Origin of the sequence: Sphingobacterium sp. 2149 (genome assembly GCF_031455655.1) — a bacterium.
In the GTDB taxonomy this organism is placed as follows: Bacteria; Bacteroidota; Bacteroidia; order Sphingobacteriales; family Sphingobacteriaceae; genus Sphingobacterium.
Genome location: NZ_JAVDTD010000005.1, coordinates 25,706 through 52,093, shown reverse-complemented (window position 1 = coordinate 52,093; position 26,388 = coordinate 25,706). Strand labels below are relative to the sequence as shown.

27 protein-coding genes and 1 pseudogene are annotated in these 26,388 nt (G+C 36.6%); 13 read left to right on the top strand and 15 right to left on the bottom strand.

Annotation, left to right across the window (positions count from 1 at the left end):
- Positions 1-77: 77 nt before the first annotated feature.
- The 4 genes from J2X77_RS08615 to J2X77_RS08600 all read right to left on the bottom strand — a co-directional run bounded on the left by J2X77_RS08615 (position 78) and on the right by J2X77_RS08600 (position 3,834).
- Positions 78-209 (bottom strand): hypothetical protein, encoded by a 132-nt coding sequence (locus J2X77_RS08615; RefSeq protein ID WP_310080270.1) that lies wholly within the window; start codon positions 207-209, stop codon positions 78-80.
- A 371-nt stretch (positions 210-580) separates the two neighbouring features.
- The gene (locus J2X77_RS08610) at positions 581-1,891 is read right to left on the bottom strand and encodes a hypothetical protein (RefSeq protein WP_310080268.1); all 1,311 of its coding nucleotides are present in this window, start codon (positions 1,889-1,891) and stop codon (positions 581-583) included.
- Between the two features lie 550 nt (positions 1,892-2,441).
- Positions 2,442-2,981, bottom strand: a complete 540-nt coding sequence (locus J2X77_RS08605; RefSeq protein WP_310080267.1) for a hypothetical protein — start codon at positions 2,979-2,981, stop codon at positions 2,442-2,444.
- A gap of 7 nt (positions 2,982-2,988) precedes the next feature.
- On the bottom strand, positions 2,989-3,834 hold the full coding sequence (locus tag J2X77_RS08600; RefSeq protein ID WP_310080266.1) for a hypothetical protein: 846 nt from the start codon (positions 3,832-3,834) through the stop codon (positions 2,989-2,991).
- Between the two features lie 1,202 nt (positions 3,835-5,036).
- Here J2X77_RS08600 and J2X77_RS08595 point away from each other — a divergent pair.
- The gene (locus J2X77_RS08595; protein WP_310080264.1) at positions 5,037-6,827 is read left to right on the top strand and encodes a hypothetical protein; all 1,791 of its coding nucleotides are present in this window, start codon (positions 5,037-5,039) and stop codon (positions 6,825-6,827) included.
- Positions 6,828-6,993: 166 nt separating this feature from the next.
- On the opposite strand, the gene J2X77_RS08590 is transcribed toward J2X77_RS08595, so the two are convergent.
- Positions 6,994-7,602: a hypothetical protein gene (locus J2X77_RS08590; protein WP_209576342.1), complete on the bottom strand. Its 609-nt coding sequence runs from the start codon at positions 7,600-7,602 to the stop codon at positions 6,994-6,996.
- 340 nt (positions 7,603-7,942) lie between these two features.
- Between J2X77_RS08590 and J2X77_RS08585 the strand changes: the two genes are divergently transcribed.
- Positions 7,943-8,389: a hypothetical protein gene (locus tag J2X77_RS08585; RefSeq protein WP_209576340.1), complete on the top strand. Its 447-nt coding sequence runs from the start codon at positions 7,943-7,945 to the stop codon at positions 8,387-8,389.
- Positions 8,390-8,519: 130 nt separating this feature from the next.
- Here the strand turns inward: J2X77_RS08585 and J2X77_RS08580 are convergent, their stop codons facing one another.
- Entirely contained in the window at positions 8,520-8,855 is a 336-nt protein-coding gene (locus J2X77_RS08580) for a hypothetical protein (protein WP_307187286.1), read from the bottom strand.
- Between the two features lie 352 nt (positions 8,856-9,207).
- On the opposite strand from J2X77_RS08580, the gene J2X77_RS08575 reads away from it, so the two are divergent.
- Together J2X77_RS08575 and J2X77_RS08570 are read left to right on the top strand one after the other, a co-directional pair.
- Positions 9,208-9,594 carry a nuclear transport factor 2 family protein gene (locus J2X77_RS08575; protein WP_209576338.1) on the top strand — a complete coding sequence of 129 codons (387 nt, stop codon included), beginning with the start codon at positions 9,208-9,210 and terminating at the stop codon, positions 9,592-9,594.
- Positions 9,595-9,709: 115 nt separating this feature from the next.
- Positions 9,710-10,369 (top strand): NADAR family protein, encoded by a 660-nt coding sequence (locus J2X77_RS08570; protein WP_209576337.1) that lies wholly within the window; start codon positions 9,710-9,712, stop codon positions 10,367-10,369.
- Positions 10,370-10,643: 274 nt separating this feature from the next.
- Here the strand turns inward: J2X77_RS08570 and lepB are convergent, their stop codons facing one another.
- Entirely contained in the window at positions 10,644-11,630 is a 987-nt protein-coding gene (lepB, locus tag J2X77_RS08565) for a signal peptidase I (RefSeq protein ID WP_209576335.1), read from the bottom strand.
- 206 nt (positions 11,631-11,836) lie between these two features.
- On the opposite strand from lepB, the gene J2X77_RS08560 reads away from it, so the two are divergent.
- From J2X77_RS08560 to J2X77_RS08535, 6 genes are all read left to right on the top strand, one after another.
- Complete coding sequence (locus J2X77_RS08560; RefSeq protein ID WP_209576333.1) at positions 11,837-12,280, top strand: nuclear transport factor 2 family protein; 444 nt, start codon at positions 11,837-11,839, stop codon at positions 12,278-12,280.
- A gap of 362 nt (positions 12,281-12,642) precedes the next feature.
- Positions 12,643-13,206, top strand: a complete 564-nt coding sequence (locus J2X77_RS08555) for a suppressor of fused domain protein (protein ID WP_209576331.1) — start codon at positions 12,643-12,645, stop codon at positions 13,204-13,206.
- A gap of 63 nt (positions 13,207-13,269) precedes the next feature.
- Positions 13,270-13,698: a hypothetical protein gene (locus tag J2X77_RS08550; protein ID WP_209576329.1), complete on the top strand. Its 429-nt coding sequence runs from the start codon at positions 13,270-13,272 to the stop codon at positions 13,696-13,698.
- A 575-nt stretch (positions 13,699-14,273) separates the two neighbouring features.
- The gene (locus J2X77_RS08545) at positions 14,274-14,720 is read left to right on the top strand and encodes a nuclear transport factor 2 family protein (RefSeq protein WP_209576327.1); all 447 of its coding nucleotides are present in this window, start codon (positions 14,274-14,276) and stop codon (positions 14,718-14,720) included.
- A gap of 124 nt (positions 14,721-14,844) precedes the next feature.
- Positions 14,845-15,174, top strand: a complete 330-nt coding sequence (locus J2X77_RS08540; protein ID WP_209576325.1) for a nucleotide pyrophosphohydrolase — start codon at positions 14,845-14,847, stop codon at positions 15,172-15,174.
- Positions 15,174-17,351, top strand: coding sequence for a DNA/RNA helicase domain-containing protein (locus tag J2X77_RS08535; RefSeq protein WP_310080256.1), 2,178 nt, complete (start codon positions 15,174-15,176; stop codon positions 17,349-17,351). The genes J2X77_RS08540 and J2X77_RS08535 overlap by 1 nt, the downstream gene beginning before the upstream one ends.
- Before the next feature lie 105 nt (positions 17,352-17,456).
- Here J2X77_RS08535 and J2X77_RS08530 read toward each other — a convergent pair whose 3' ends face one another.
- The 3 genes from J2X77_RS08530 to J2X77_RS08520 all read right to left on the bottom strand — a co-directional run bounded on the left by J2X77_RS08530 (position 17,457) and on the right by J2X77_RS08520 (position 19,502).
- Positions 17,457-17,801: a hypothetical protein gene (locus J2X77_RS08530; RefSeq protein ID WP_310080254.1), complete on the bottom strand. Its 345-nt coding sequence runs from the start codon at positions 17,799-17,801 to the stop codon at positions 17,457-17,459.
- A 212-nt stretch (positions 17,802-18,013) separates the two neighbouring features.
- Complete coding sequence (locus tag J2X77_RS08525; protein ID WP_209576318.1) at positions 18,014-18,187, bottom strand: hypothetical protein; 174 nt, start codon at positions 18,185-18,187, stop codon at positions 18,014-18,016.
- A 661-nt stretch (positions 18,188-18,848) separates the two neighbouring features.
- Positions 18,849-19,502: a hypothetical protein gene (locus tag J2X77_RS08520; protein ID WP_310080252.1), complete on the bottom strand. Its 654-nt coding sequence runs from the start codon at positions 19,500-19,502 to the stop codon at positions 18,849-18,851.
- A gap of 291 nt (positions 19,503-19,793) precedes the next feature.
- On the opposite strand from J2X77_RS08520, the gene J2X77_RS08515 reads away from it, so the two are divergent.
- Positions 19,794-20,651, top strand: a complete 858-nt coding sequence (locus J2X77_RS08515; protein WP_310080250.1) for an IS4 family transposase — start codon at positions 19,794-19,796, stop codon at positions 20,649-20,651.
- The gene (locus J2X77_RS08510; protein WP_310080248.1) at positions 20,605-21,546 is read left to right on the top strand and encodes a Mu transposase domain-containing protein; all 942 of its coding nucleotides are present in this window, start codon (positions 20,605-20,607) and stop codon (positions 21,544-21,546) included. Before J2X77_RS08515 ends, J2X77_RS08510 begins: the two co-directional genes overlap by 47 nt.
- Before the next feature lie 10 nt (positions 21,547-21,556).
- Here the strand turns inward: J2X77_RS08510 and J2X77_RS23725 are convergent.
- The 5 genes and pseudogenes from J2X77_RS23725 to J2X77_RS08490 all read right to left on the bottom strand — a co-directional run.
- Positions 21,557-21,679 (bottom strand): annotated as a pseudogene (locus tag J2X77_RS23725) (hypothetical protein); the annotation flags it as partial.
- A gap of 93 nt (positions 21,680-21,772) precedes the next feature.
- On the bottom strand, positions 21,773-21,919 hold the full coding sequence (locus tag J2X77_RS08505) for a hypothetical protein (protein ID WP_310080246.1): 147 nt from the start codon (positions 21,917-21,919) through the stop codon (positions 21,773-21,775).
- 222 nt (positions 21,920-22,141) lie between these two features.
- Positions 22,142-23,071, bottom strand: a complete 930-nt coding sequence (locus tag J2X77_RS08500; RefSeq protein WP_310080243.1) for an IS110 family transposase — start codon at positions 23,069-23,071, stop codon at positions 22,142-22,144.
- Positions 23,072-23,410: 339 nt separating this feature from the next.
- Positions 23,411-24,055, bottom strand: coding sequence for a hypothetical protein (locus J2X77_RS08495; protein ID WP_310080241.1), 645 nt, complete (start codon positions 24,053-24,055; stop codon positions 23,411-23,413).
- 437 nt (positions 24,056-24,492) lie between these two features.
- Positions 24,493-25,032: a hypothetical protein gene (locus J2X77_RS08490; RefSeq protein WP_310080239.1), complete on the bottom strand. Its 540-nt coding sequence runs from the start codon at positions 25,030-25,032 to the stop codon at positions 24,493-24,495.
- A gap of 389 nt (positions 25,033-25,421) precedes the next feature.
- Here J2X77_RS08490 and J2X77_RS08485 point away from each other — a divergent pair, with 389 nt between their 5' ends.
- Entirely contained in the window at positions 25,422-25,808 is a 387-nt protein-coding gene (locus J2X77_RS08485) for a nuclear transport factor 2 family protein (protein WP_310080237.1), read from the top strand.
- Positions 25,809-26,388: the final 580 nt, after the last annotated feature.

Sequence of the window (26,388 nt, the reverse complement as noted above, 5' to 3'; positions counted from 1 at the left end):
GATTATGTAGTTTAATCACACCTTTCCCTCCAACACATCATACAACGAAGCATTAATAAACTGGATAGCCTTTGCCTTTAACTTACCATAGCCTGCATGGTTATGACCGAAAACATGGTTCCCGGTGATAGTTCCAATACAAACTCACGGATTTCCGCACTGCCATAAACATTTTCCAAGTTACCCGATAGCGGATAGTGTGATACCATAATATCAACTTCTACACCCAATCCACAGGGTGAAAATAGGGAAAACCACTTATACCCATGATTTGGATGCCATTGACCCTAACCGAAGAATCGTTTAGCCAATGGATTCCTTCGGGTACGAATTTTTTGCTTCGTTGCGGTGCCAGTTCAAAGGGAAGATCATGATTTCCATGGACAAATACCTTGTGTGGTATGGGAAGCCCTGCATACCTCACGAAGAAATCCGATAGCTAACCAATATCACCCGCATCGCAGATATCGCCACAATGGATGATGATATCGATTCCCTCAGGAATATCCAGTTGACGTTGGAGGCCATACCCATTAGAAAATATGAACATGTTTTGTCACGGATGGATTAATAATATCTTTTAATTTATTAAATCATTTTCGAACGATCGATAAATAGATGCTATTAAGGTTGTTAGGCCCTCTAAGTTTGTAGCCGAAGTGTCACTCTTTTTCAATTCATTAAATGGTATTACAACAAAAAGCTCGTAACCGAATGATAAATCGAATTGAGTTTTATTCGTCTTAAGAACCTTTTCCTGCCAATTTAATTCTTCTCTCCAGTTATAATCTGGTGCGAAATAATCGTCAAACAGTTTTTCTAAAGCGTTCCAATCACCTTTACTTTTTACGTTTCTTCCGGTATAATAGTGATAGTTTTCTGTAGAATATAGACCTGGTTTCTTAAAAGCGTCGTCACCTACCCACAATCCAGCAAAGAATTTTTGAAATGAGGTTAACTTTATATGATATCTTTGATTTACAGTGTAATCTATCCCATCAATTTTTAAATCTTTCGCTATACGAACTTCTTTTGAAAATATGTGCCATCCTTGTCCCTTTGTGTTACCCGCATATACAGTTATTTCTAAATTGCCATTTTCAGCTATATGAAATAAAATCTCTTGAGCCCAAGGTTTAGTGAATAATAAACCTAATCGATCACTGTAAGTTAACTTTTTAAAATCTGATTTTATGTCTAGATAATTAAGCGCTGATTCGACACGCCGACGAATGCCTGTAGTTTGATTTGATAATAGTGCCGCTATTGGAGTTTCTGGTAACCAATTAGGATTGTGGCCCTTTACAAGATTGATAAAATCTAAAGTTAGGCGATTAACCTGTCCTACTGTCTTTTGAAAAGAATACACTTTGGATGCTATTTGCATCAACTTTTTCCAATTCAAATCTACTGGAGTTACAATGTTATTAAAGTTTTCCGTGTTATTATTATTTCTAAGGATGTTATAGGCTTGATTAAATAGTTGAGCCGTACAATCTACATTATCGCGCTTAGCCTCTACTATAATTACAATTTCGTTCAATATTATGACGATATCACAAATTGGATCATTTTGTGTTAAATTAGCCTGACTTTTAAAATTTTCAATATTCATTTCAATCTCAGAGAGCGACACAGCGATTATTTTATCATAAGTCTTTATTTTCGATGAGCTTTCTTGAATATTTATATATACCCTGTTTTCTGTCTCTACATTGCTTAAAAGTAATTCAAGTTCTTTATCGTCATTGAAAATCACTTTCAAAACCTCGTGAAAAAACAAAGCGTCTTCTTGCAGGCAAATAGCGAAAGCGCGTGTTAAATCATTTTCTAGCTGGTAAGTACGCTCTTCTTTACTAAAAGTCTTAAATATGTTTAAATGAGAATTCATATGCGTTAAATAGGGATTTTTACAAAGTTTTTAATGTTTACCATAGTCTTTTCCAAAGTTCAAAAATTATAGTATTCCCATATTATCCATTTGCTTTTGGAACAATTATATGGTAACAAAATTCTTTTTTGATAAATTTTGAGTTGGTCAATAACTTTTTAAAAGTGGCAAATTTATTTTTTCTAATGTAAGGTTTTTAATAGTATAGACAGCATTACGCTATCGTTTTCTTTCAATATTGTTCATAACACCAAAGCTAACAACCGGTGTAACCTGAGTCAATACTTATTTGGTCGAATGGTTGAGATAGCTTAAGGTGTAACCTTAAATGGTCTTACAATAACTAAAAATCATTTCCGAACAGCAATAATGGATGATCACTTGCGCTTTTTAAGAATTTTCTTCTCCTAATATTGATGCTTAAAGGGAGATATTCCTATGACTATAATATTATATGACAAATTAGGTCGTCTCATAATCACTTATGAGACGACCTTTAATAATGATATTTCTGTAATTCATTCAAAGGATATAAACCTGAAAATTGATATCAGGTTCTTGCTAATGTATCGACTATAAAAATTGGCTCGTCAAAAATTTCATCATCTTCCAGATACCCAGAATAATTGGCTCCGTTAAATTCTTCTATTTCTTTATAAGCGATTTCTCGTGGTAACCATTCAACATCTATGAATGGAATGACGACCATTGTATAAATACAATCAATAATATTTGATTCACCCTGTTCAATATATGTTTTCGAAGAAAAAGGAATTTCATTACCTAATTTCCAGGCGAGAAAAAAGTTAAAAATACTTACCCAGATCACATAGACCTCTGATGCTCCAATACGTATTTCAAAATTAATCCCACGATCTTCTTTAATGAAAGGACTAAACCTCTTGATCTGATATTGTGGGAAATCGTTGTGAAACTTATCCAAAATTTTATTCACAAGATCAGGATTTTCCTGTTCGAATTTGTCACTCCTTTTATAGATATCTATTAATTTAGGAGATCCATTTTCATAGTGTTTCCAAAAGAAATCCCTATCAAAATAATTATTAATTATGTTCTTAATTTTTTCCATATATAAATTATTGACAACCTGTCATTGGTGTTTTGGCTACCGTGCGGCCGCTCAGACTCGAAGATACTTTTGCTTCTGGATATATTTTTTTTATCTGCAATACCATTTCCGCTATGAAATATACGGGAAATTTTCCTAGTTCCATTTGTCTCTTAACAGCTTTATAAGAATACTTTTTTAAAATATTATTCATAGCAGTATTGGCTGCCTCAGCCGCCACTAGTGATGCTTGCGTACTGGGTCTATCTCCGCTAACACCGATTTCAAGATTAAATGTTGATGAAACGATAGGAGTACCTGTTGTAACAACTGTCCATATATTTTCAAAATAGCTATCTGCAATTGTATTAACAGTAACACCTTTTAACGATGCTTCTTTCCACCCTGGAAGCCCACTTCCAGCCTCTACCATACTTGTAAAAGCAAAAGACTGTGGACAAATACGATTGATTAAAAGTTGCTGCTGCTGTTCAGGGGATAAGTAGTCATTTATTTCGTCGGGACTCTGGTTTGAACCTCCTCCAGGGCTACCTGCCGAAGGGGGGATATTAGAATAGTCTTTTGGTCCCCCAGACATCCACTGTTCGTAGTCATCATCTCCACCTGTCGAGCAATAAACAGCATTCAATATACCTGCTACATATGCATATATGCAAGGTTCTCTCTGGGGCGGGAAGCCTGCAATTGAACCATTACTATTGATATCGCCTTTATATTCCCTAATTATAACTTTGTTAGAAGAAAGAAATTTTGTTACAATTTTCCCTTGGAAATGTTCACGTGTAGCTTCTGAATTTGGTAGGAAAGAAATAAATGAATACCCCCATTTGTTATCCTTTTTCTGTGCTTTCAACCAAAAATAGTCAGCTAGATTTATTGAATACGTTGAGTCACCATAATAAATCGGATCTGCACTGCTTATCTTTATATATATGTTGTTTTCATCTTTAGTTACAACAGAGTCCCATTTTATATAACTTGTGAAGCTGGAGTTGAAAAAATTTTCATTGTCAGCGAGGGGATTTTGAGCGTAAAACTCCCTTTTGATTTCAACTATGCTATCGGTACTGGGAGAAAGCTGATTTTTCTCTTTGTTACAAGAAAGAATTAAAACAGATATCAGAATTGGTATAATAAGATGTTTTAATTTAAAGATAGCATGATTTAATGTAATGATGTTCTTTTTTATTATTTTGTGTTAGTGTTAATAATAGGTCTAATATAGTAATTAATTTAATAATAAAGCTTTATTTATCATTTTTTTTATCGTAATTTTTCGTTTTTATTATAAGTTTCTGTTTTTCAGTCTTTGACGCGAAGAAAATCCAATTAAGATTAGTTCATTTGATTTGGGGACTATCGCTTATTTTCATCAGATCATGTTAGATTAAGAGTTGCTTCAATCTATAGTTTTATTTCTGAAAAAAATGTTATTCAACGTTAAAATTTGCGCTTAGATTAATTTGTTTACGTATGAATCTTTCGTGAATTGGAAGGATATTTATTAACATAGTGAGCAGAAAGACCAAAAAATCGTTAAAAATTTATAGTAAATAAGAGCAAAGTCATTTCAAATTAAAGGATACCCTTCAATCATAAATTAGAAAACATCGTTAGACGATGAGGATTTCTTTTTCCGTTAGCTTATAATTCGCATAATTAAAAATAATGAATCCAAAAAGTCTATTTTGAAGTGAACATTTGACATGTTTAAAAAAGGGAACTTGAAGAATAAATGTATGTCAGAATTTTAGAAATACCACTCAGTATGAAGCAATAGTAAGCAAGATAAAAAAACACAAAGTCAAAAATTACTGCTTTGATGGCATAAGTTTTGACAATAGGTAAGGTCCGCCCACTATGGCATTTTGCAAGATGATCTGACCATTCAACCCTTTATGACTTTATACCAATTTGGTTAATTAATTAAATTTTTATATCTTAAGATTATAAATAGATCAACCATATCACTGGCTGATCTTTAAGCTATATTGATTATAAACCGATATGATTACCTACAGCACCGCTTCAGGAATCTAAAAACCCTAATGCATTATGAATTCAGCCTCTGCAGATACGCATCCAGTATTACAAGTATTTCTCAGCGATAAAATGGATACTCCTAAGCAACATTCCGATTTTTATCTGTCAGATTCGTTCCCGATCTTTAATTTCCACGAGCATATTTTCGATGACGCTACCATCAAATGCCACGAACTTTACGGAAGGAATATAACAGCACGATTCTCCAACTGCTTTATGGAGGATGAAAAAGAGATATACGCTATTCCCGCTCAGCCTATAGTCACATTTCATATACAGTTGTCTGCTGACTGCCTTACTCGATTTGTTAACGAACAAAATCAAAGTTGTTATAACGAACTAAAATGTCGGTTATTTTGGCAGAGTGATCTTTCTTTAGCATATCTATTACCGCAGACCGAATCTGATTACTTGGAACTGTATATCCGGCCGAGTCATTTTTTGGATATGGCGGATCGTCACCCCATATTTCGCGAATTGGCCAGGGAAGTTACTACAGCAAATCAAAGTTCGCTAGATTTTGTTGTAGGTAATGTTGATCAGCAACTAGGTGACTTTATCGATACTGTGTTCAATGAAATCAGGTACTATCAAGTAAGCGACCTGCGATTTACCCATCTTTGTGAATGTCTTTTGCTCCAGAGCATGGGCATTTCCGTACATGTAGATCCCTTGCCAAATGATGCGGTCAAAAGACCTTACGACAGCGCTTTTGCTCATTTGGAAGATGATGTATTTTCCGAGGAACAGAATAATTTTTTAAAAATTACTTCGCGTTGTTACAACCGGGAACAGCTCATAGAAAAGTTTTATGAAGTCAAGCAAGAATATTTAGAAGATAAAGCGTACCGCAATAGAATTAGTGCTATTAATCGGGATGTCAAAGCATGCTATGATGAAGTTATGGGCGACTCTGCCGATCTTTTGGCCGAAACCTACTTTTGGATGGCCCAACAGTTAGATGAACATAAGAATAAATTTAGCCTGACTGAAGAAGAGAATCAAACTTTGACAGAGGCGATCATTACGGTCTGCGATCAAGCTTTTGAACTTTGTAGACCTAATGCAGCTCAGCTCGAATTTTATACAGGCTACACCAGACAGCCTTATATGAGTGCTCTGGGGATGCAAGAATTTGGGCAGTTATTAAATATGGTCATCCCCAACATGGATCTGCCCCTGGATAAACTGGACGATAGTAGAGAGAGCGAAGCTATCTTAGGGCAATATCTGCGGGATCGTCTCGGCTTTTTACCCTTATCGCATATGACGGAGAAAGGTGAAGGTGACAAGCCCAAAAAAGTAGTTGAGCTTTATCATACTCTTATGCACCATATGACTGATGAATTTACCATCACCGATACATCTGACATCAGGAAGAGCGATTTAATACGTATTCTAGATCATGCCTATGAGCAGAATGATGTTATTATGCTGCTGTTGTCTGAAATCGAGCAGCTCACAGATCAGGAAGAATATGTCAAGAGCCAAAAGTTTAATAAAATATGTGCGTGGATAATAGCACTTGAGGAAGTCCTTGAGTATCGCTATAATCAACCCAAAAGCGAACAGGACGCGCTAACTACTTATTTAGTGCATGTTTATATGGCCGAAGGAAATGATAAGAAAGCTGTTGAGCGGAAAGTGCGAGAAACCAAGTCGATATATGACCAAATGGTACCGGCGCTTCTTCATGTTGGCTATGGGATAGAAACTCTGACTAAAAAGAAGATGTTTATGCTTGTGGCAGAATCATTGATTATCGCTGCTACCCAAGACCCTTTTGAGGAAAGGAAGACTTAAATATGAAAAGGAAAAATAAATTTAGAGGCACTCAAGATAGATGTTTGATGTTGGTGTTGCTGTAATTATCTATTTTATAAGTATTTAAGTTTTTCTAAAAAAGTAATATAAAAATAAATTTGGACAAAATTTTAAATATTCGAAGCCAGGACTCTTCGATAATTTTTTATTTCTGTGCTATAGCCTCAATACATTGCTCCCTTATTTCCCAGAGCTCATCTAAAGTGTATGGAATCTTATTGATCTCGATCCAGCGCGATAAGTAATCTTTGTGATATTGCACTTTAAAGTCAGTAATTTGGTCGGGGTTGATTTCGATTTCTTCTAAAAGGTCCAGCTCAAATTCGTTTACATTAACACCGATGCCAGTAAAGTCCAAGATCTGATTATGATTTCGCAGATAATTGTGAGCTTCTGGAATATATTTTAAATCATAGGTGGATAGAAGGCCTTTTATCGCAGGAGTATTTTTACTATTCATGGTAAAAATGCCTAATACAAGCCTCAGGCTGCTTTCCCTATTTTCATCCGACAATCTTTTCAATAGTGCATGTTTTGTACTGCATGTTCCGCATAACTCATCAAACACAACCAGTTCATTGTTTTTATTATTATTACGTCTATAATCGAGTTTTTCCACCCATTTACAAGCTTCCGCAAAGTTGCTTATAGCTAAATTGATGAATGATCTCGAAATCATTCCATTCATGCCTAAAATTTCAAAATCAGGTGCTTTCATTCGTTTATCGACTGATATATGTTGATGATCTTTCATGATTGGTGACATTAAAATGATAGACTAATTTAAGTAAATTTGCTGCAAAATATCGTCTGTCGGTAATTACTGTAGCGCAAACCCACGTATTTCCGTACTGCTCCAGGCATTAATTTCCCGTTCAGAGACTGGACAAGTTCTGCTGGGTGTCTGTACATTATCTATTGATGATTCGAACGTGGCACGAATTTGATACGAATCAGACTTACCTCCCTATTCCCTCCATTCACCGAGTTTTCCCGATCGTTAGTCTAATGCCGATAGGCTAGGAGCGTATTGTGTTGTAGTTTTGAGTCAACAAATAAGAACAACAGAACTAACACTATAAAATAAAGACATTATGAAAACTCTAATAAAAACATTCGCAGCAGCAGCTTTAATCGCAGTATCAACATTTGCTATGGCAGCTGAAGGACCAGGAGCAAAAGCAACAAAAGCAAGCGTTAACCTTTCCACAGCTGACTTCGCTTTAGCGCACTATGTTGCGGTAACCACTGAGGGGGAATCAGCAGGTGTAGAGCAGTTATTTGCCGAAGATTTCAGCCAAAAGATCCAATCTTCCAATGCACAGTCTAACAGCCGTACTGGAGTGGTCAAACTATTGAAAAAGCAAAAAGGCGAAAAGCTGAACTGTACAGTAAGCACTGATATCCTTGAAGAATCGTCAGACTATATGGTTGCTAAAGTGACTCTAAAATTTGACAACTTCACCAAGACTGATCTCGTAACATTGGAGCGTGTGGGTAATGACTGGAAAGTATCCAAATCGATCAATTCGTATAAGTAGTATTCAATAACTGGTGGTTTGTCAATTATAAAAAGGTAGACCACTAGTGAATAATATGTTTATTAAGGCCACGTCGTGAGATGTGGCTTTTTTATGGTTTATCTATTTTTATTTAGTACGTTTTATTATCCTAAATAATCTTGTCTGGGATTTGACTTAACTGTGAAACTAAATAATTAATGGGGACGGTCAATTCAGATTGGTTACAATTGTATTGATCAATAACGCCGTAGATTTCAAACGGTGATATATTAAAGCCTTCTTCGATGTCATTATAGTAAATTATTTGATTTCCAAATAAAGCGACCACCCAAAAGCCCCCACTTTCATCTCCAAATGATTTTTCTCGCCACTTATGAGGAGTTACTTTGATGAGATTCCACAGGTTTAAAGCTTTATAATCCATTGTCAGTTCTGCTTGCAAAATAAGAAGTCCTATTTTGTCAATTGATATCGGTGGCCACATGCTCTAAGATAATAAAAATTTTAAAGTGAGTTATCTATCTCGGAGTCTATAGCTTCATTGAATCGGTAATTCGAACGATAACTTTCATCTCCCCATTCCCGCCATTCACCGAGTTTTCCTGAGCGTTAGTCTAAAGTCCATAGGCTAGGGGCCTATTGTGTTGTAGTTTTGAGTCAACAAATAAGAACAACAGAACTAACACAATAAAATAAAGACATTATGAACCATCATGAGTGCTTAAAAATGGCACTCATGATAGCTTTATCACCAATCAAAAAACAAATCATTTCGATAAAAAACTCTAGTAAAAACATTCGCAGCAGCAGCTTTAATCGCCGTATCAACTTTCGCTATGGCAGCTGAGGGACCTGGAGCAAAAGCAACAAAAGCAAACGTTAACCTTTCCACAGCGGACTTCGCTTTAGAGCACTATGTTGCAGTAACTACAGAGGGCGAATCAGCAGGAGTAGAGCAGTTATTAGCCGAAGATTTTAATCAAAAGATCCAAGCTACCAATGCGCAAAGCAACAGCCGTAGCGAAGTGGTTAAATCCTTGAAAAAACAAAAAGGCGAAAAGCTGAACTGTACAGTGAACACGGATATTGTAGAAGAATCCGCAGACTATATGGTCGCTAAGGTCACTTTGAAATTTGAAAACTTCACCAAAACAGACTTAGTTACTTTGGAGCGTGAGGGCAATGACTGGAAAGTATCCAAATCAATCAATTCATATAAATAAGAGCCATCCCTAACAAATATATAAGTTGTGAAGCCATGTCGAGAGATGTGGCTTTTATTTTTTGCGTATCATTGTATGTCGATGGATAATAGACGATCAATTTTGAATTGAGTATATGGTACAATATAATATCAAATGGCTAACAGATAGATTTGAAAATGGAGATAGCTTCAAATTTCTCTTCTTTTGGGGGCATGCAGCTAAGCAAAATCAGGAAGTTGGAAAATTTGTTTTCAGTCAATGGTATGAGAGTCCGTTTACAGTAGATAGTATTACCTATAGGACTGCGGAGCATTGGATGATGGCCCAAAAAGCATTGCTTTTTGATGATAAAAAGAATTTCGAGAAAATTATAAACTGTATTAAACCGGGGGAGGCCAAAGAGTTGGGAAGGCAAGTTATAGGCTATGATGATCAGATTTGGAACGAACGAAAATTTGAGATCGTCAGGAACGGAAACATCCATAAATTTAATCAACATTGGGAGCTGGCAGAATATCTGTTAAAGACAGAAAATAGAGTTCTCGTTGAGGCAAGCCCCGTTGATGCCATCTGGGGTATTGGACTTGCACAAGATAACATTGATATTGAAAACATCTATTTTTGGCGTGGTCAAAATTTATTAGGCTTTGCGTTGATGGAAGTACGAGATTTTCTAGGCCAATTTGGACAATTTCAAGCACTTCAAAACGCTATGCAAGCCCTTGGTCGAAGTTTTCCGATAAGGATAGTGGCGACATGTTTTGGAGAATGGGAGCTGGAGAGGAATATTTGAGTGAATTCGGTGCTTTTTATGATAATCTGTCTGAAAGAGAACAAATGATATATCAGCTCAGCCATCCTTGTCCTTATTCATGGATGGATTTTTATTAACTTCCTATAAATAGAGTTTTACGACTGGTGGGGTTTGCCAGTAATAAAAGACAAACCACTAGTGAATCATCTATTTATTAAGGCCACGTCGGGAGATGTGGCTTATATTATTTTGAAACCAGAAAATTAGGTATACTCGGGCTCTTCTGAATTTATATCTGTGACGTGTTTCCCTGTCAGAATTTTATATTCATTCTTTTGAAGCCAGTCTTACCCCAATAACTGAATTTAATCTTTCCCGTGATTTGATTCCTAGCGATGCAGCCTATGTATCTGCTGTCAAGCGCATTATCTCTGCTATCGCCCAATACAAAAATACTATCTGTCGGAACAACGAAATCATTCATATTCTTTATACCATTATCGAACTCTTCTTTACTTTTATAGATGCGATGACTGTGTCCATTTGGAAATGTCTCTTCCAATTCAGAAAAGTTTATACCTTCTACATTTCTGTCTGCAATAAATTTGGATTTACTTAGCTTGTTATTTATCGATACAATATTGTCTTTAAGTGAGATCGTGTCATTGGGTAGACCAACTATACGATACATGAATAACTGACCATCTTCTTTCGTAAACGTAACCAGATCTCCAATTTTAGGTGTGTTTTTTTCATAGGCTTTTGTATCTGTTACAATCCAGTCGCCTACCAGAATCGTTGGATTATTGGCTGTTGTTTGAGCAATGTAAGATTGTATGCCTATCATTTTTTTCATATCAAACACAAAGGTCATTGTGGAGATAAAGATGGCGATCAATACGTAGTTATACCATTTGTTGTAAGGTTTGAGAGTATAAAATTTTTGTTTTTTTGCATTCAGTATAGCATCCACTACCATAACTAAAAGGAATGATATACCGATCGCCATAAAAATGATCACGCCGGTAAAGGAGGTTGCCCAACGGGTGACAGCAAAAATTGCAGGGATTAGATAACTTAGGGCAAAATAAAGAATACCTTTCTTTATCTGTCCATTATAGACTTGCCCTAGGCCAGGAAAAACTAAAGAAAATACACCTGCCAAAAGAGCATTTCTTGGATGTGACTGAGGTACATCAATTGTCGTTGGATCTTCCATAAAAGAATAATAGGTATAATTACAGCGTGGTGATTGACTGCCTGCATATAGGACGCCTTTCCCGGCAATAAAATTAATCATTTATTTTTTGAATGTGGCTGGCAATCCTAAAAACTTTATCAGGTATTCTGTACCGGATTCGTGCTATACGTTTACCTTCTCATTGCCGCCATTCACCGAGTTTTCCAGATCGTTGGTCTAAAGGCCGTAGGCTAGGAGCCTGCTGTGTTGTAGTTTTGAGTCAACAAATAAGAACAACAGAACTAACACAATAAAATAAAGACATTATGAACTCATTAGTAAAAACATTCGCAGCAGCAGCCCTAATCGCAGTATCAACTTTCGCTATGGCAGCTGAAGGACCTGGCGCAAAAACAACAAAAAATGTTAACCTTTCTACAGCAGACTTCGCTTTAGCGCACTATGTGGCGGTAACGACTGAAGGAGAATCAGCAGGAGTAGAGCAGTTATTTGCGGCTGATTTTAACCAAAAGATTCAAGCAACTAATGCGCAGTCTCACAGCAGTGAAGCGGTCATTAAATCTTTGAAAAAGCAAAAAGGCGAAAAGCTGAACTGTACAGTAAGGACAGACATCATCGAGGAATCAGCAGACTATATGGTGGCTAAAGTGACGTTGAAATTTGAAAACTTCACCAAAACGGACTTAGTTACTTTGGAGCGTGTGGGCAATGACTGGAAAGTTTCCAAATCAATCAATTCTTATAAATAGTATCCAATAACTAGTGGTTTGCCAATAATAAAAGACAAACCACTAGTGAATCATATGTTTAAGTTTAGTTTAGAAGCCAGATCCTGAAATCTGGCTTTTTTACGTCAAAAGGGCCTGATTCTCATCAGACCCTTTCTCTTAGCGTTTATTTGTACAGCAATTTTTATGTTTCTTATCGTTTCCTCTTTTTTGTTTCGTCATCCATTGTGTTTTGAATACTATTGGATTTTCACTGTACGGCGCCAATTTTATGTTGAACCTTTCTTTCGAAAGGTAGCTTGTAGCCGCTTTGTATTGGAAGAACACCTGTCCATTTAAAATAGTTTTATTGGAGTAGATTATTTTTGATAAATTGAGTTAAAATGGAGACAGTGTTATATCATCAAAAGCTTTTAGAACACTATACCTGTAATTGGGGACAGGAATATAAGATATTGACTTGGCAGCGAGGTTCTTATAATGATTTAGGTGATCATTTTCGGATCCTGGAATCTCCCCCAATAACCGAACGCAATATGTGGATTTATGCTACTTTGGGTATGTCTTGTTTGGAAGATGAATTTGCACTCGAACTGCACATGTTTTCTGGTGAGCAAGATCAAATGATAGTTGAATCATTAATAGTCGTAGCACATTATCATAGATTTGGCGCAAGTTTGGGACATTGGCATACCATCAACTGGGGAAGAGGGTGGCGCATGGATTCTTCTTGCTCTTATGGCCTTATTTCGCAGCCTTATCTTGACGGACCCAAACTGGAAATTCTCACCCTAGATAACAATAAATCAGTCCATTTCTATTGGTTGCTGCCTATTACTGAAGAGGAAGTAGCTTTTAAAAAGGAAAATGGTGCAGAAAAGCTGGAGGAAATATTCGAAGAACGAGGACTAAATTATTTAGATCCTTTTAGGAACACTTTGGTTTGAATGCAATAACATCCGGGGATTTAATAGTCGGAAAATACCAACTTTTCTAAAAAATATATAGCTATGAAACTACTACGAAATTTTGAATTACACGATATTCTGTTTGATTTAGAATCTGGCAAAGAGTTTAAAAATTTGGAGCCAGTCACCAATATTTATGGATGGTACAGACAGATTGAAGATGTTTTGACAGCTTTGTATGTAGAGAAAAATGAACTTTACTTTTTGTTTGGTACAACAAAGTTTCAAGTGGGAGAGGATTGCAAAGTGGAGTTGATACAACTCGTGGAAAATACGAAGGAGCTTCTCATTTACCATAAAGAAGATCTGCCTGTTAGATTTTCTTTTCAATTTGCTCCTAAATTCAACTATCCAGCGCCATTTGACTATCTAAATGATTTGGAACAAGATTGGGGATTATTCATTCAAGAAATCTTTAATAATCCAGTACGGAGGAGGAATATGATCTCAAATCTTATGGAACGACAGTAGCAAGCATTTCTTACAGTTAGTCTAAGCCTGTAAGCTCCGAGCGTATGTATCCGATCATAGGAGATATCGAAAAAAATGGGGAAATTGTTTCAAATATTATTCCTGAAATAAGGTGAAATTACTTTATAATGTAAAGTATGATAAGTTTTACCTCCATGATTTTCTCAAAATATATAATTATAGGGATCTGTTCGTTAGAAATATGCTGTTGAACGATTTAATTTTTTAAAATTACAACTATGTTCTATTTTACTTTAAGTGGGTGAGTTTGCAAGGATGTCAATGGTGGTTATGAAGAAGCTTATAATAACTGGGCAGATTGTTATGAAAGAGGCAAAGGGATTCGACAAGATTTAAAGATTAGTTATGAATTATATAAAAAAGTAGTTGAACTCAACTAGTGCAAAATCAAAATTGAAAATATTTGAAAAGGTAAATTTTCACCTCCCCATTCCCGCCATTCACCGAGTTTTCCCGATCGTTGGTCTAAAGTCGATAGGCTATGGGCCTATTGTGTCGTAGTTTTGAGTCAACAAATAAGAACAACAGAACTAACACAATAAAATAAAGACATTATGAAAGCATTAGTAAAAACATTCGCAGCAGCAGCTCTAATCGCAGTATCAACTTTCGCTATGGCAGCTGAAGGACCTGGAGCAAAAGCAACAAAAGCAAAAGTTAACCTTTCCACAGCAGACTTGGCTTTGGATCACTATGTTGCGGTAACGACTGAAGGAGAATCAGCAGGAGTAGAGCAGTTATTCGCTGATGATTTTAATCAAAAGATCCAAGCTACAAATGCGCAGTCTAACAGCCGTAGCGAAGTCGTTAAATCTTTGAAAAAGCAAAAAGGAGAGAAGCTGAACTGTACAGTAAACACAGACATCCTTGAAGAATCAGCAGACTATATGGTGGCTAAAGTGACTTTGAAATTTGAAAACTTCACCAAGACTGATCTGGTTACTTTGGAGCGTGTAGGTAATGATTGGAAAGTATCCAAATCAATCAATTCGTATAAATAGGAGCGATTTCAAATAAATATATATGTTGTAGAGCCACATCGAGAGATGTGGCTTTTTGCTTTCATTCCTAAACAATATTTCGGATATTTGGGCAAAGGCCAGTTTTTAGGTAAAAGATTTTATCATGTCGGATATTCAGCAGTTAATAACACAGATCAGAGCATTCAGAGATGCAAGAGATTGGGAGCAGTTTCACAATTCCAAGGATCTTGCGTTGGCATTGAGCATTGAAGCTTCGGAGCTTCTGGAGCTTTTCCTGTGGAAGGGAAATGAAGATGCCAGTCCTGATAAGCTGAAGAATGAGCTAGCCGATGTGCTGATGTATGCCTTATTGCTTGCCGATAAGCATGGACTTGATATCAAGCAGATCGTCGAGGACAAGATGAAACTTAACAACGAAAAATATCCCGTAGAAAAAGCCAAAGGATCTGCAAAAAAATATAACGAACTCTAATGCCCAAGCAGTTTCAGATCATTCCCTATCCGTTCGATTCCCAATTGGAGTTTACCTTGGCTCATCAGCAGCGCGATTACCTTTCCTGGCCAATCGTCTATTTTCTGCAGAATACACAAGAGGCCTACGTTGGCGAGACCACCGATATGGTCACCCGTATGAAAGCTCATCTCAAAACAGAAAATAAGCAACAGCTCAAATCTGTATCCTTGATATTAAGCGATCTCTTCAACAAGTCTGCCACATTGGATTTAGAATCCAACCTGATCCGCTACATTGCGGCAGATGGCCAGTTTAACTTATTAAATGGCAACTTAGGCCTATCTGATCACAAATTTTATCAGCAGAAGGAAATTTACTGGGAGCTGTTTCGTGATATCTGGTCCGAGTTGCGGTCACTTGGCATCGCCCGGCATTCCTTAGAATATATCGATAATTCCGACCTGTTCAAATATTCGCCCTACAAAACTCTCTCGCGTGAACAGACCAATGGGCTGAAGATGATCCTCAACTGCCTGCTGGATGATCAGGCTAAAGTCAGTCTGATCCATGGCGGGGCAGGTACCGGAAAGTCTATCTTAGCCATCTTTTTATTTAAATTGCTCAAAACCGATCTGAAAGATTTTAACAGAGCCGATTTTGACGAGTCCGACGAGGAGCTGTTTGAGCTTGTGGAGGCCGTTCGCAATAAATATGGGGAGCTCGACATAGGGTTGGTCATACCCATGCAATCCTTTCGTAAAACGATTTCCAAAGTATTTAAAAATATCAAAGGTTTATCTCCCAAGATGGTTATTGGTCCTGCGGAGGTGGCCAAGAGAAAATACGATCTCCTGATTGTGGACGAAGGGCACCGGCTGCGGCAATGGAAAAATCTAGCAGCCTATTATGGTACTTTCCGAAAGGCATCCCAGCAATTGGGATTTGATGAACTGACTTGTTCTGAACTGGATTGGATCGAACAGCAAGCCGACCGTTCCATTATATTCTACGACGAGTTTCAGTCTATTAAGCCGTCGGATGTCAACGCACAGCGATTTATCGATCTCCAGCTCAAAAGCAGTACCCGTATTGAGCGCTTGCGTTCACAATTTCGCGTCAGGGGCGGGGCACCCTATATGGATCTTATCCATGGGATCTTTAAAGATGGAGCAGCGATGCCAGCCAAACTTTTCGAAAGTGTCCATTATGATTTTAAGCTTTTTGACGATCTTGATGAAATGGTCGCTACGATCAAGAGTAAAAATGAGCAAGAAGGATTATGCCGTATGGTGGCGGGATTTGCATGGGAATGGATTTCCAAAAATGACCGCACGCTCAACGATATTGTTATTGGAGAGAGTCAGCTGCAATGGAATAGTACGGATGTAGATTGGGTCAATTCGCCCAATGCAATCAATGAGGTCGGCTGTATCCATACCACCCAAGGTTATGATCTTAACTATACCGGGTTGATCATCGGCCCAGAGTTGGATTATGACTTTACGACCAAGAGCTTCGTTGTCCATAAAGATAGATACAAAGATAAAAATGGGAAGAACTCCATTAGCGATCCTAAAGTTCTTAAAAATTATATCCTCAATATCTACCGTACAATCCTATTTCGAGGGATCCGGGGAACCTATGTCTACGTCTGTAATGATAATCTTAGAGCATACCTTTCGCAGTTTATCAAACGACAGCAGAAACAAGGTGCAGAACAAGAGGATGGGGTGTTGATCAGTGCTGTTCCTTGCGCCCATAGTGTACCTTTTTATGATTTAGCGGTTGCAGCAGGTAATTTTTCCGAATTGCAGCAAAGTGAGACTTTGCAGTATGTTGACGTTGAAGAACGCTATCAAGATCCACAACGTTATTTTGCCTGTAAAGTGGTCGGGGAATCTATGAATAAGATTATTCCCAATGGTTCGATCTGTTTATTTGAGCGCTATCAGGGAGGTTCCAGAAATGGCCTTATCTGTTTGGTTGGATCCAGTAGTTTTGAAGATCGCGATTTTGGAGCCAATTATACCATTAAAGAATATTCTAGTAAAAAGACCATTACGGAAGAGGGCTGGCAACATCAGGAAATTATTCTCCTACCCAAGTCTTCAGATGACTCCTATAGTCCCATTGTACTGAAAGATGAGGAGACGGTAGATCTTCAGGTGATCGGCGTATTTAGACTGGTGCTATAGATCTATTTTTGCTCGATTAATCAATTATATGGAAACCCGTACATTGTTATTTTTTGTCTGGCGCTGAAGCTTGCTTAAAGGAATCTTTGATGATGGATTGTAAAGCTATGGCATAGGTAATTCATTATATGTATTTCCTAGCATTTCTCTTATTACTCTTTCCTGCTCTGTTATTCCTAAACTACATAATTTATTTATTAACATATATCCACTAATTTCAGGGTATTCAAAGTGTTCAAATGTTAATGTACCGATTTTTCTCTGTGCAATATATGTGTAGGTTTTGTATCGTTGATTACTTTCTAGAGGTTCAATTGTTTTAGATGCTTTATCATACGTTCTAGCGCCTGCAAATCCAAAAGATCCAGTTGGATGTTCAGTAAGTAAAATCGGGATCACGTTTAAACATGTTATTAAAACATTTCCGATATCTCCTTTATTAGTTATCAAAGAATATTTTTTATCTGTTTTTTTATAGCATTTTGGATAAAACTTAATCGAGAAAAAATCGTGCGTATGACAGTCTGCTAATAGTACATAATTCAGTTTTGTTTTAGGTGAATAGAACTTGTATATATACGAAAAAAGATGATCGGAACCATCTTTTATGTTTTTCTTTTGTATGAATTTTAATTCATACCCTGGGAAATTAAAGTCCAATATTAAGGAATTAAGAAATTTTTAGAATTAAAATCACATGTAGATCTTTGACCAGAAGTAACTTCTGAAAAAACTTTTGACCCTTTAATGTTTAATTTTTCAACAGTCACAGTTTTTACCTCCTTAACAGAAGTCCAATTCAATCTAACCCCTTTTGGTGTTGTTTTGGTTTTCATTGCGCGTTGCATTTTCTTCTTCTTGTGTATGTTATTAATTTAATCCACTTATTAAACTACTGTGTCCTGTAAAAGGTTTAACATAGTAATAAGTATGTATTTAGAGGACACATTAATCACTTAATCAACTCTTGTACTTAACTATATAACAAGTTTAATGTATAATTTTCAAATAAACAAATCTCTAGTCTACACACCTGATGACGCTGGCACTAGTATAATTATGATTCTAATAGTGACTGTAAAATACAGATAGATACACTTTTTAGCCCTGTAGAAAAGTTTGCGCAATATTGTTGATGACCAAACATATTTAAATAAAATATACTAATACAAATAATTTAAATAATGTTACACAAAGTGTAGAGACGTTATTCACATAATAAAAATTAATTGTCAAAAATTTATGACATTATATTTATGTAACACGCTAGTCTTATTAATATTTTTGATAAGCCCAAGTCACAAGCCCTTTTTCAAAAATATCGCCAGGAAGCTTCGTCTATTTCATAGATATCGTTGAATAGTGCTTTGCACTTTTCTTCAACGATCCTCGTTCAACTCGCAGGACGGCGAGCGATGAATAATTAATTAAAAATGAGCGTGAAATGGATTTCTATTAAAAAGGTTGCTTAATATATTGAGATATAAAAATTTAAAATTAATTATACTCCAATTCATATTCTTTGTTAGCAATGTTTATAGTTGCTCTAACTTTCCATTTTTCTGCTTTTTCTTGAGTTGGGTACCAATTTCTGTTAGGACTTGAAATAACAAATAAAGCGTCATCACAACCAACAGCAACAAAATCATCTTTTCGGGGGCCTTTCATAAAAAAATCAATTTCCTTTTGATGAATTATCTCATTCCCAGTTTGAATAGGCATGTCTGTAACAAGCCCTATTTCATTAATATTTAAAATCTGCTCTATCGAAAAAGGATTGTCATTATTGTTGTTTAAATCACTTCTACTTATAAGCTCCAAAATGTTTTTATTATTATCAAAAAAATAGATTGCTTTTGCTCTCCAGTTATCAAATTCCGTTACATATGAATTCTCTGCAAAAATTAAATTTGTTTTTTGTAATATCCATTCCAATGCTTCTTCTATTTTGTTTGAAGGAATATTGAAAGCGAAATGGTATTTTGGACTGTGCTTGATATCTGTTAATTCGAAAGTCAATTTTGAAGTTCCAACGATAAATGAGATACTTTTTTTTGTTTCTTTAACTATATCAAAACCAATTTTTTGCGAGTAAAATAATTTTGTCTCCGATATGTTATTTGTCAATAGTAACAGTTCTTGAATTTTCATTTTTTTGATATGATTTGTGATTCCAGTTATTATTTAGACTTATGGAGTGAATATACAAATAGTTTTATCCAGCTTGAAGAACAATCTTTACTCATTACTTAAGAAAAGGCCTAATAGCCATACACTTTCTAATAGAATAGGGGATATTACCCGATGGATTACACATCCATATTATTCCAACTCACTTTTGTTTTATATTATACCATTAGCGTCCTAAATGTGATTTAAAAAGTGGTGGTGAATGATATAGCAGGGAATGCTATATTTAGTTTGCTAAAACAGATCACCCCCATGGTAAATATAAACGTATTTTCTCAGATTCTCTCGCTTATCGACCGCGAGCGTTTCAATTTTTTGGTGCGCAAGCATAATTCAGACAAGCACCATAAAGGTATCAACAGCTGGACACATTTGGTAAGCATGCTTTTCTGCCATTTATCGTCTGCAGATTCGGTTAGAGACATCAGTAACGGTTTGCGGAGTACAACGGGCAATATGCGCTACATGGGTATCATCAGGGTGCCCAGCAAGTCCAATCTGTCCTACATGAATGCGCATCGTGAACACGTGTTGTTTCAAGACCTGTATGTGGAGTTATTGGACAAACTCTGGCAGAAGCAGACGTATCTTCGCTCAGAACTGCGGGTGCTGAAACGCAAAGTGCTGTTGATGGATGCCACTGTGATCCCGCTTTGCCTGTCAGTGTTTGATTGGGCAAAGTTCCGAAGTGCCAAAGGTGCTGTGAAGCTGCATACGATACTGGATTACGATGGTTGTATGCCTAGCTTCGTGCATATTACCGATGGCAAAACACATGAATCCACCCTGGCAAAGACCCTATGCTTTCCCAAAGGATGTGTGGTAGTGGTGGATCGGGGTTATGTCGATTACGCCTGGATGAACGTTTTGGACAGCACTGGCTGCTTTTTCGTAACAAGGAGCAAATCCAATATGAAATATACGGTATTGAAGTCTTGGCAAAACGATGAACTGAAAGAAGCAGGGGTGATTGAAGATCAAGTTATTGCCTTAGATGGCGTCTCAGCAGCTCGGTACGGAGATAAGAAGATGCGTCTTGTGCGGATTTGGGACAGCATCAAAAATGTGGAATACGATAGTGTCCGACAATCTAAAGTCCGCGGTCAATAGATCGAGCAGATACGAAGCGGACATCAACCGTAGCTTCAATGACTTTGCCCGCCATTATAACTGTGTCATCAACCCGACTCGTAGTTACGCTCCACAGGACAAAGCGATGGTTGAGAATGCGGTGCATCTGGCCTATCAGCGTATCTATTACCTATTACGAGAAATGACTTTCTTCTCGCTGGAAGATCTCAATAGAGAAATTGCAGTACTACTGGAGCGTTATAACAATCTATTGTTCAAACGAAAAGAATCGAGCCGTATCGAGCTCTTCCAGAGTATTGAACGAGAATATCTCAAAGCCCTTCCCGCTGATACATATGAACTGAAAGATTACAAAAGGGCCAAAGTACAGAAAATGGGTTACGTATACTTTTCTCCCGAGAAGTGTTATTATAGTGTTCCATACCGGTATATCGGAAAGGAAACAATGATCCATTACACCAGAAGTCGTATTGAGATCTTTTATAATCATGAAAGAATTGCGCTACACCCGCGCAATCTGACCAAAGGCAGCTACATCACCAACGCAGATCACCTGAGCAGCACACATAAGTTCTATTCGGAATGGAGCCCTGAGTTCTTTAGAAAAAAAGCGCTGCCACATGGGGAATATGTCCTGGCATGCATCGAAAAGATACTTGCTTCCCATGATTATCCCGAAATAAACTATAAACGCTCCCTTGGAATTATCCACCTGCACCGAGCCTATGGATCCGGGCGTCTGAACAATGCGTGTAAAAGAGCATTGGATACAGATAGCTGCTCCTATCTACGGATAAAGAATATCCTGAAAAACAATATGGACAGGCTGCTTTTATCTGTGAATGAGCTTGAGCCCCAAAAACCACATATACCTTTTCACAGCAATATACGCGGTGCTTCCGCATATGAATAATAAACAAAAATCAAGAAAATGAACAATCAGACAGTTGAAAAACTACGCGACATGCGTTCATTCCTTTGGCATACATTCTCAATACGTGTCCCTGAAGCTGTTCAGTGATGATTAATTGTCTTTTATGTACTACTTTCGGCTCAAACGTGCCGGATCTATCAGGGCCTGTTTCTAGCTCAAATGTTCCGGTATTGAGACCTCGGGCAGTCTTTTTTGTCTTGCTATTTCAACGGTTGCTATTACCTGACGCTTTTTCTTCGTTCAGATGATTCTTTAGCTCACCATCCATCATCGATTCCAACAGATGCTTCATTGACGGCGCAAGGACGCCATTATTGGGAGACAAACTTTTACCTTCGTAAAGACCCTGCATGGCTTCTGCCTTGAAGCGTTCAAAACGGCGAAGCCCTCTTGAGTTCCTTTAAAAACAAACACTAACGAAAAATCAAATGGGTCTTTTTCTTTCATGACCGTGTCGTTTGAATAATTGAATATAAATAATCATATTGAATTATTCCTCTGACACGAACTATGTTCAAATGCAAGAAAAATTCGAAGTTTTTTCTTTCTTCGAGATATATCCATCAATGTATATCTATTCTGCTTTACAGATAGCAAATGCTTGCCTCACTAATTTATTGGCAACTGCTATTAGAGCTACCTTGGAAGGCTTCCCCTTTGCTTTTAATCGCTGATAGGTTTCCCGGCAAGCCTGATTATAACGAATTGCAGACCACGAGGCAATGTAAAGTAAGGAGCGCAGGTCAGAATCACCATTTCTGTTAATTGTTCCTTTTATATTGATAGATGTACCCGACTGTTGATAAGTAGGGCAAATTCCAATATACCTGGATAGCTGCTTGGGATTTTCAAACTGAGTAAAGCCGGCAGTGGAAATGATCAGTGAAGTAGCCAATGTTATTCCTATGCCCTTGACAGAAGTCAGAGACTTGATTTGTTTACTAAATTCCTCATTAGCGATGTTGACTATATCTGCTTCCAAGCCTCCAATCTGTTTCTCTATAAAGGCTATTGTTTTATCTAATGCCTTCAGACTGTTTTTATCTATCCGCGGAAGCACAGTAAAAGAGCCTCTAAGGTTTGTTAATGACGTTAATTGCTTCTTGAGCTGTCTTAAAACCACTTTTTTGTGCTTCATCAGGATAACTGCTTCTGCTGGCACCTTGTAGACGGGAGGGTGCATCTTTTCTCCATATAACGCTATCAGTCTGGCATCAACGTCATCCGTCTTGGTAACTGCCATCATCATTCTGGCAAAGTGCTTGATCTGTTTAGGATTGACAAGGCTGGCTGCTATATTCTGCTCGCAGAGCATGTAGAGCAATAAGGTGCCATAGTTTCCCGTGGCCTCCAGCACACATTGGTGATCCGCAACGGACAAAGAGCTAATGAACTTTTTTACCCCCTTTATGTCATTCGTGTACGTGTGGGTTTGGTAACCTTTTAGCTGAGGGTAAGCTGCTACAAATGTACTTTTTGAAATGTCGATTCCAATAAATTTCATAACCTTAGGATTGAACAAAAATTACACATCTAATAAACTATCGTCGCATACACAGGCTCTTAGCCTACCGAACTATTCAGTTTTTAGATGTAAAAACGCATGGGAGCAGAACGTGTCAGACGGTATTTTATACCAACAGTTCATCGGCTTTATTCCATGCGCTTTCTATCTTATTTATTCAAATGTACGACAGTTCAGATTACAGTCTCGTGAGACACGATTATTTACTTTTATACCCCCTTGAATAATTTTGGTGTCTCACTTATAATCATCCCACCCACTTGAAACTTTGGGGTTTCGTGAGTGGGACTTATAATGGAAAAACCAATTTGATAGTTATCAATCAGAAGCAATTTTCATTTCAACGACAATAAAATGTTCGATTTTATACTTTTCCCACCATTTTTCGGGAGGAATTCCATAAGCTGTTAATTCGCAATAAAATAAATATCCCGGTCGTTTTGGATCTTCATATGGTAAAGAATAAATGAATAAAGGCAGCGTTTTATTGATTGGAATGTTCTTAAACTTTTCATTTGTCACCAAACCGTCTCTTAGACTGTAATCGCCTCGAGGAATCCGTTTATAATTCACTTTGAAGTCGGCTCCCAATAATTTATAGTGAAAGGCCACACTATCCCCCTTTGGTTTAGTTAATAGGGATAAGATAGTTGTTGAATCTACATTTTCAAAATTAAAATACTCTTTTGCGAGTTCTTTTTGGAGAAGAGTATCATTTTTCAAAACAACTCCTTTCCAATATTCTTTACTATTAATCAGCAGATATGAATTTTTCTTTAACTTCTTGGGGAGAAAGCTAACTTTATAATAATCGATATCATCAATATCCATTAACATCCGGACATCTTCAATTTTAGATCCGTATTCAGCTCTAGCACTTATACTGTCTATATGCTGCCCTTTTACGATATTGATAGTGAAGAAAACTATCAAAAGAGAGAATGGAAGTTTTATATATATCATTATTTATTGGTTTGGTAATATGGCATTCCGTTTCGGAATTTATGCCATTAAGATACGCCAAATTTTATAAATATGAAACCTTACTTCATAAAATTTCATATTTATAGCTTCGCTGTTTGTCATACTTAATGTTTTATAAATTTATCAACTTCATAAAAACTCTTTTGTCTTTTGAATAAGCATTGCATGCACATTCAAAATCCAACCGCTTTTAGAGTTTGGCTCGCCTGCTGTTCTCTCAGGCTTCGCTCTTGTCACTATTTTTGATAAGCCCAGGTCACCAGCCCCTTTTTCAAAAATATCGCCAATTTAATCCCAGATCATGATCAAAAGATATGATTGACGGAATCCCGTTTTTGGATATATAGGCAATATTCCTATGAGTAGTTGGAATATAATATTATATGAAAAATTAGATATAAACCTGAAAATTGATATCAGGTTCTTGCTAATGTATCGACTATAAAAATTGGCTCGTTAGAAATTTCATGGTCCTCCAAATAACCAGAATAATTGGCTCCGTTAAATTCTTCTATCTCTTTATAAGCGATTTCCCGTGGTAACCATTCAACATCTATGAATGGAATGACGACCATTGTATAAATACAATCAATAATATTTGATTCACCCTGTTCAATATATGTTTTCGAAGAAAAAGGAATTTCATTACCTAATTTCCAGGCGAGAAAAAAGTTAAAAATACTTACCCAGATCACATAGACCTCTGATGCTCCAATACGTATTTCAAAATTAATCCCACGATCTTCTTTAATGAAAGGCCTAAACCTCTTGATCTGATATTGTGGGAAATCGTTGTGAAACTTATCCAAAATTTTATTCACAAGATCAGGATTTTCCTGTTCGAATTTGTCACTCCTTTTATAGATATCTATTAATTTAGGAGATCCATTTTCATAGTGTTTCCAAAAGAAATCCTTATCAAAATAATTACTAATTATGTTCTTAATCTTTTCCATATATAAATTATTGACAACCTGTCGTTGGTGTTTTGGCGACCGTGCGGCCACTTAGATTCGAAGATACTGTTGCTTCTGGATATATTTTTTTTATCTGCAATACCATTTCCGCTATGAAATATACGGGAAATTTTCCTAGTTCCATTTGTCTCTTAACAGCTTTATAAGAATACTTTTTTAAAATATTATTCATAGCAGTATTGGCTGCCTCAGCCGCCACTAGTGATGCTTGTGTACTGGGCCTATCTCCGCTAACACCGATTTCAAGATTAAATGTTGATGAAACTATAGGGGTACCTGTTGTAACTACTGTCCATATATTTTCAAAATAGCTATCTGCAATTGTATTAACAGTAACACCTTTTAACGATGCTTCTTTCCACCCTGGAATGGCAGCTGAAGGACCTGGAGCAAAAGGAACAAAATCAAAAGTTAACCTTTCTACAGCAGACTTTGCTTTAGAGCACTATGTAGCGGTAACCACTGTGGGAGAATCGGCAGGGGTAGAGCAGTTATTTGCCGCTGATTTTAAGCAAAAGATCCAAGCTACAAATGCACAAACCCACGGCCGTGAAGCTATAGTTAAACTATTGAAAAAACAAAAAGGTGAAAAGCTAAACTGTACAGTAAGCACTGATATCATCGAGGAATCGGCAGATTATATGGTGGCTAAAGTGACTTTGAAATTTGAAAACTTCACCAAGACTGATCTGGTTACTTTGGAGCGTGTGGGTAATGACTGGAAAGTATCTAAATCGATCAATTCATATAAGTAGTATCCAATAACTGGTGGTTTGTCAATTATAAAAAGGTAGACCACTAGTGAATCATATGTTTATTTAAGGCCACGTCGTGAGATGTGGCTTTTTTTATCATCTATTTAAAATAACGAGATGTCTCCGGGATAACGAAGTTAGTGGGGCTCAATTAGAATAATTAAGTAGAAAGAATAGGTAATTTAAGTAGAAGAAATAGGAGATAGATCGCTAATAACAGCTTTTAAATATTTAAAAACCAATTATTACTTGAAAAGTTAGTAGTAAGTTAAGTAGAAGGATGCGTTTTTTAGTAAATAATCTATTTGATTCTTGTCACAGATATTTACAAAAGTTGTGACAGAGTATAAGTGTTTTTGTAGGTTAATATGTTGTTTTGTAGAGTTATATGGTTTGATTTAGTTTACTGATTAAAGTTTTTATTGCGCTGAAGGTTTCTTTCTAAATTTAAAGAATACAATTCTGAACAATCGTTTTAATGGCAAAATGATTAAAAATTTTTTCGTTTTTAAAAATATTGATTAATTTAATGTCGCCATATTATAGGATATACCTGCAGGAATTCTATATAATGTAAATG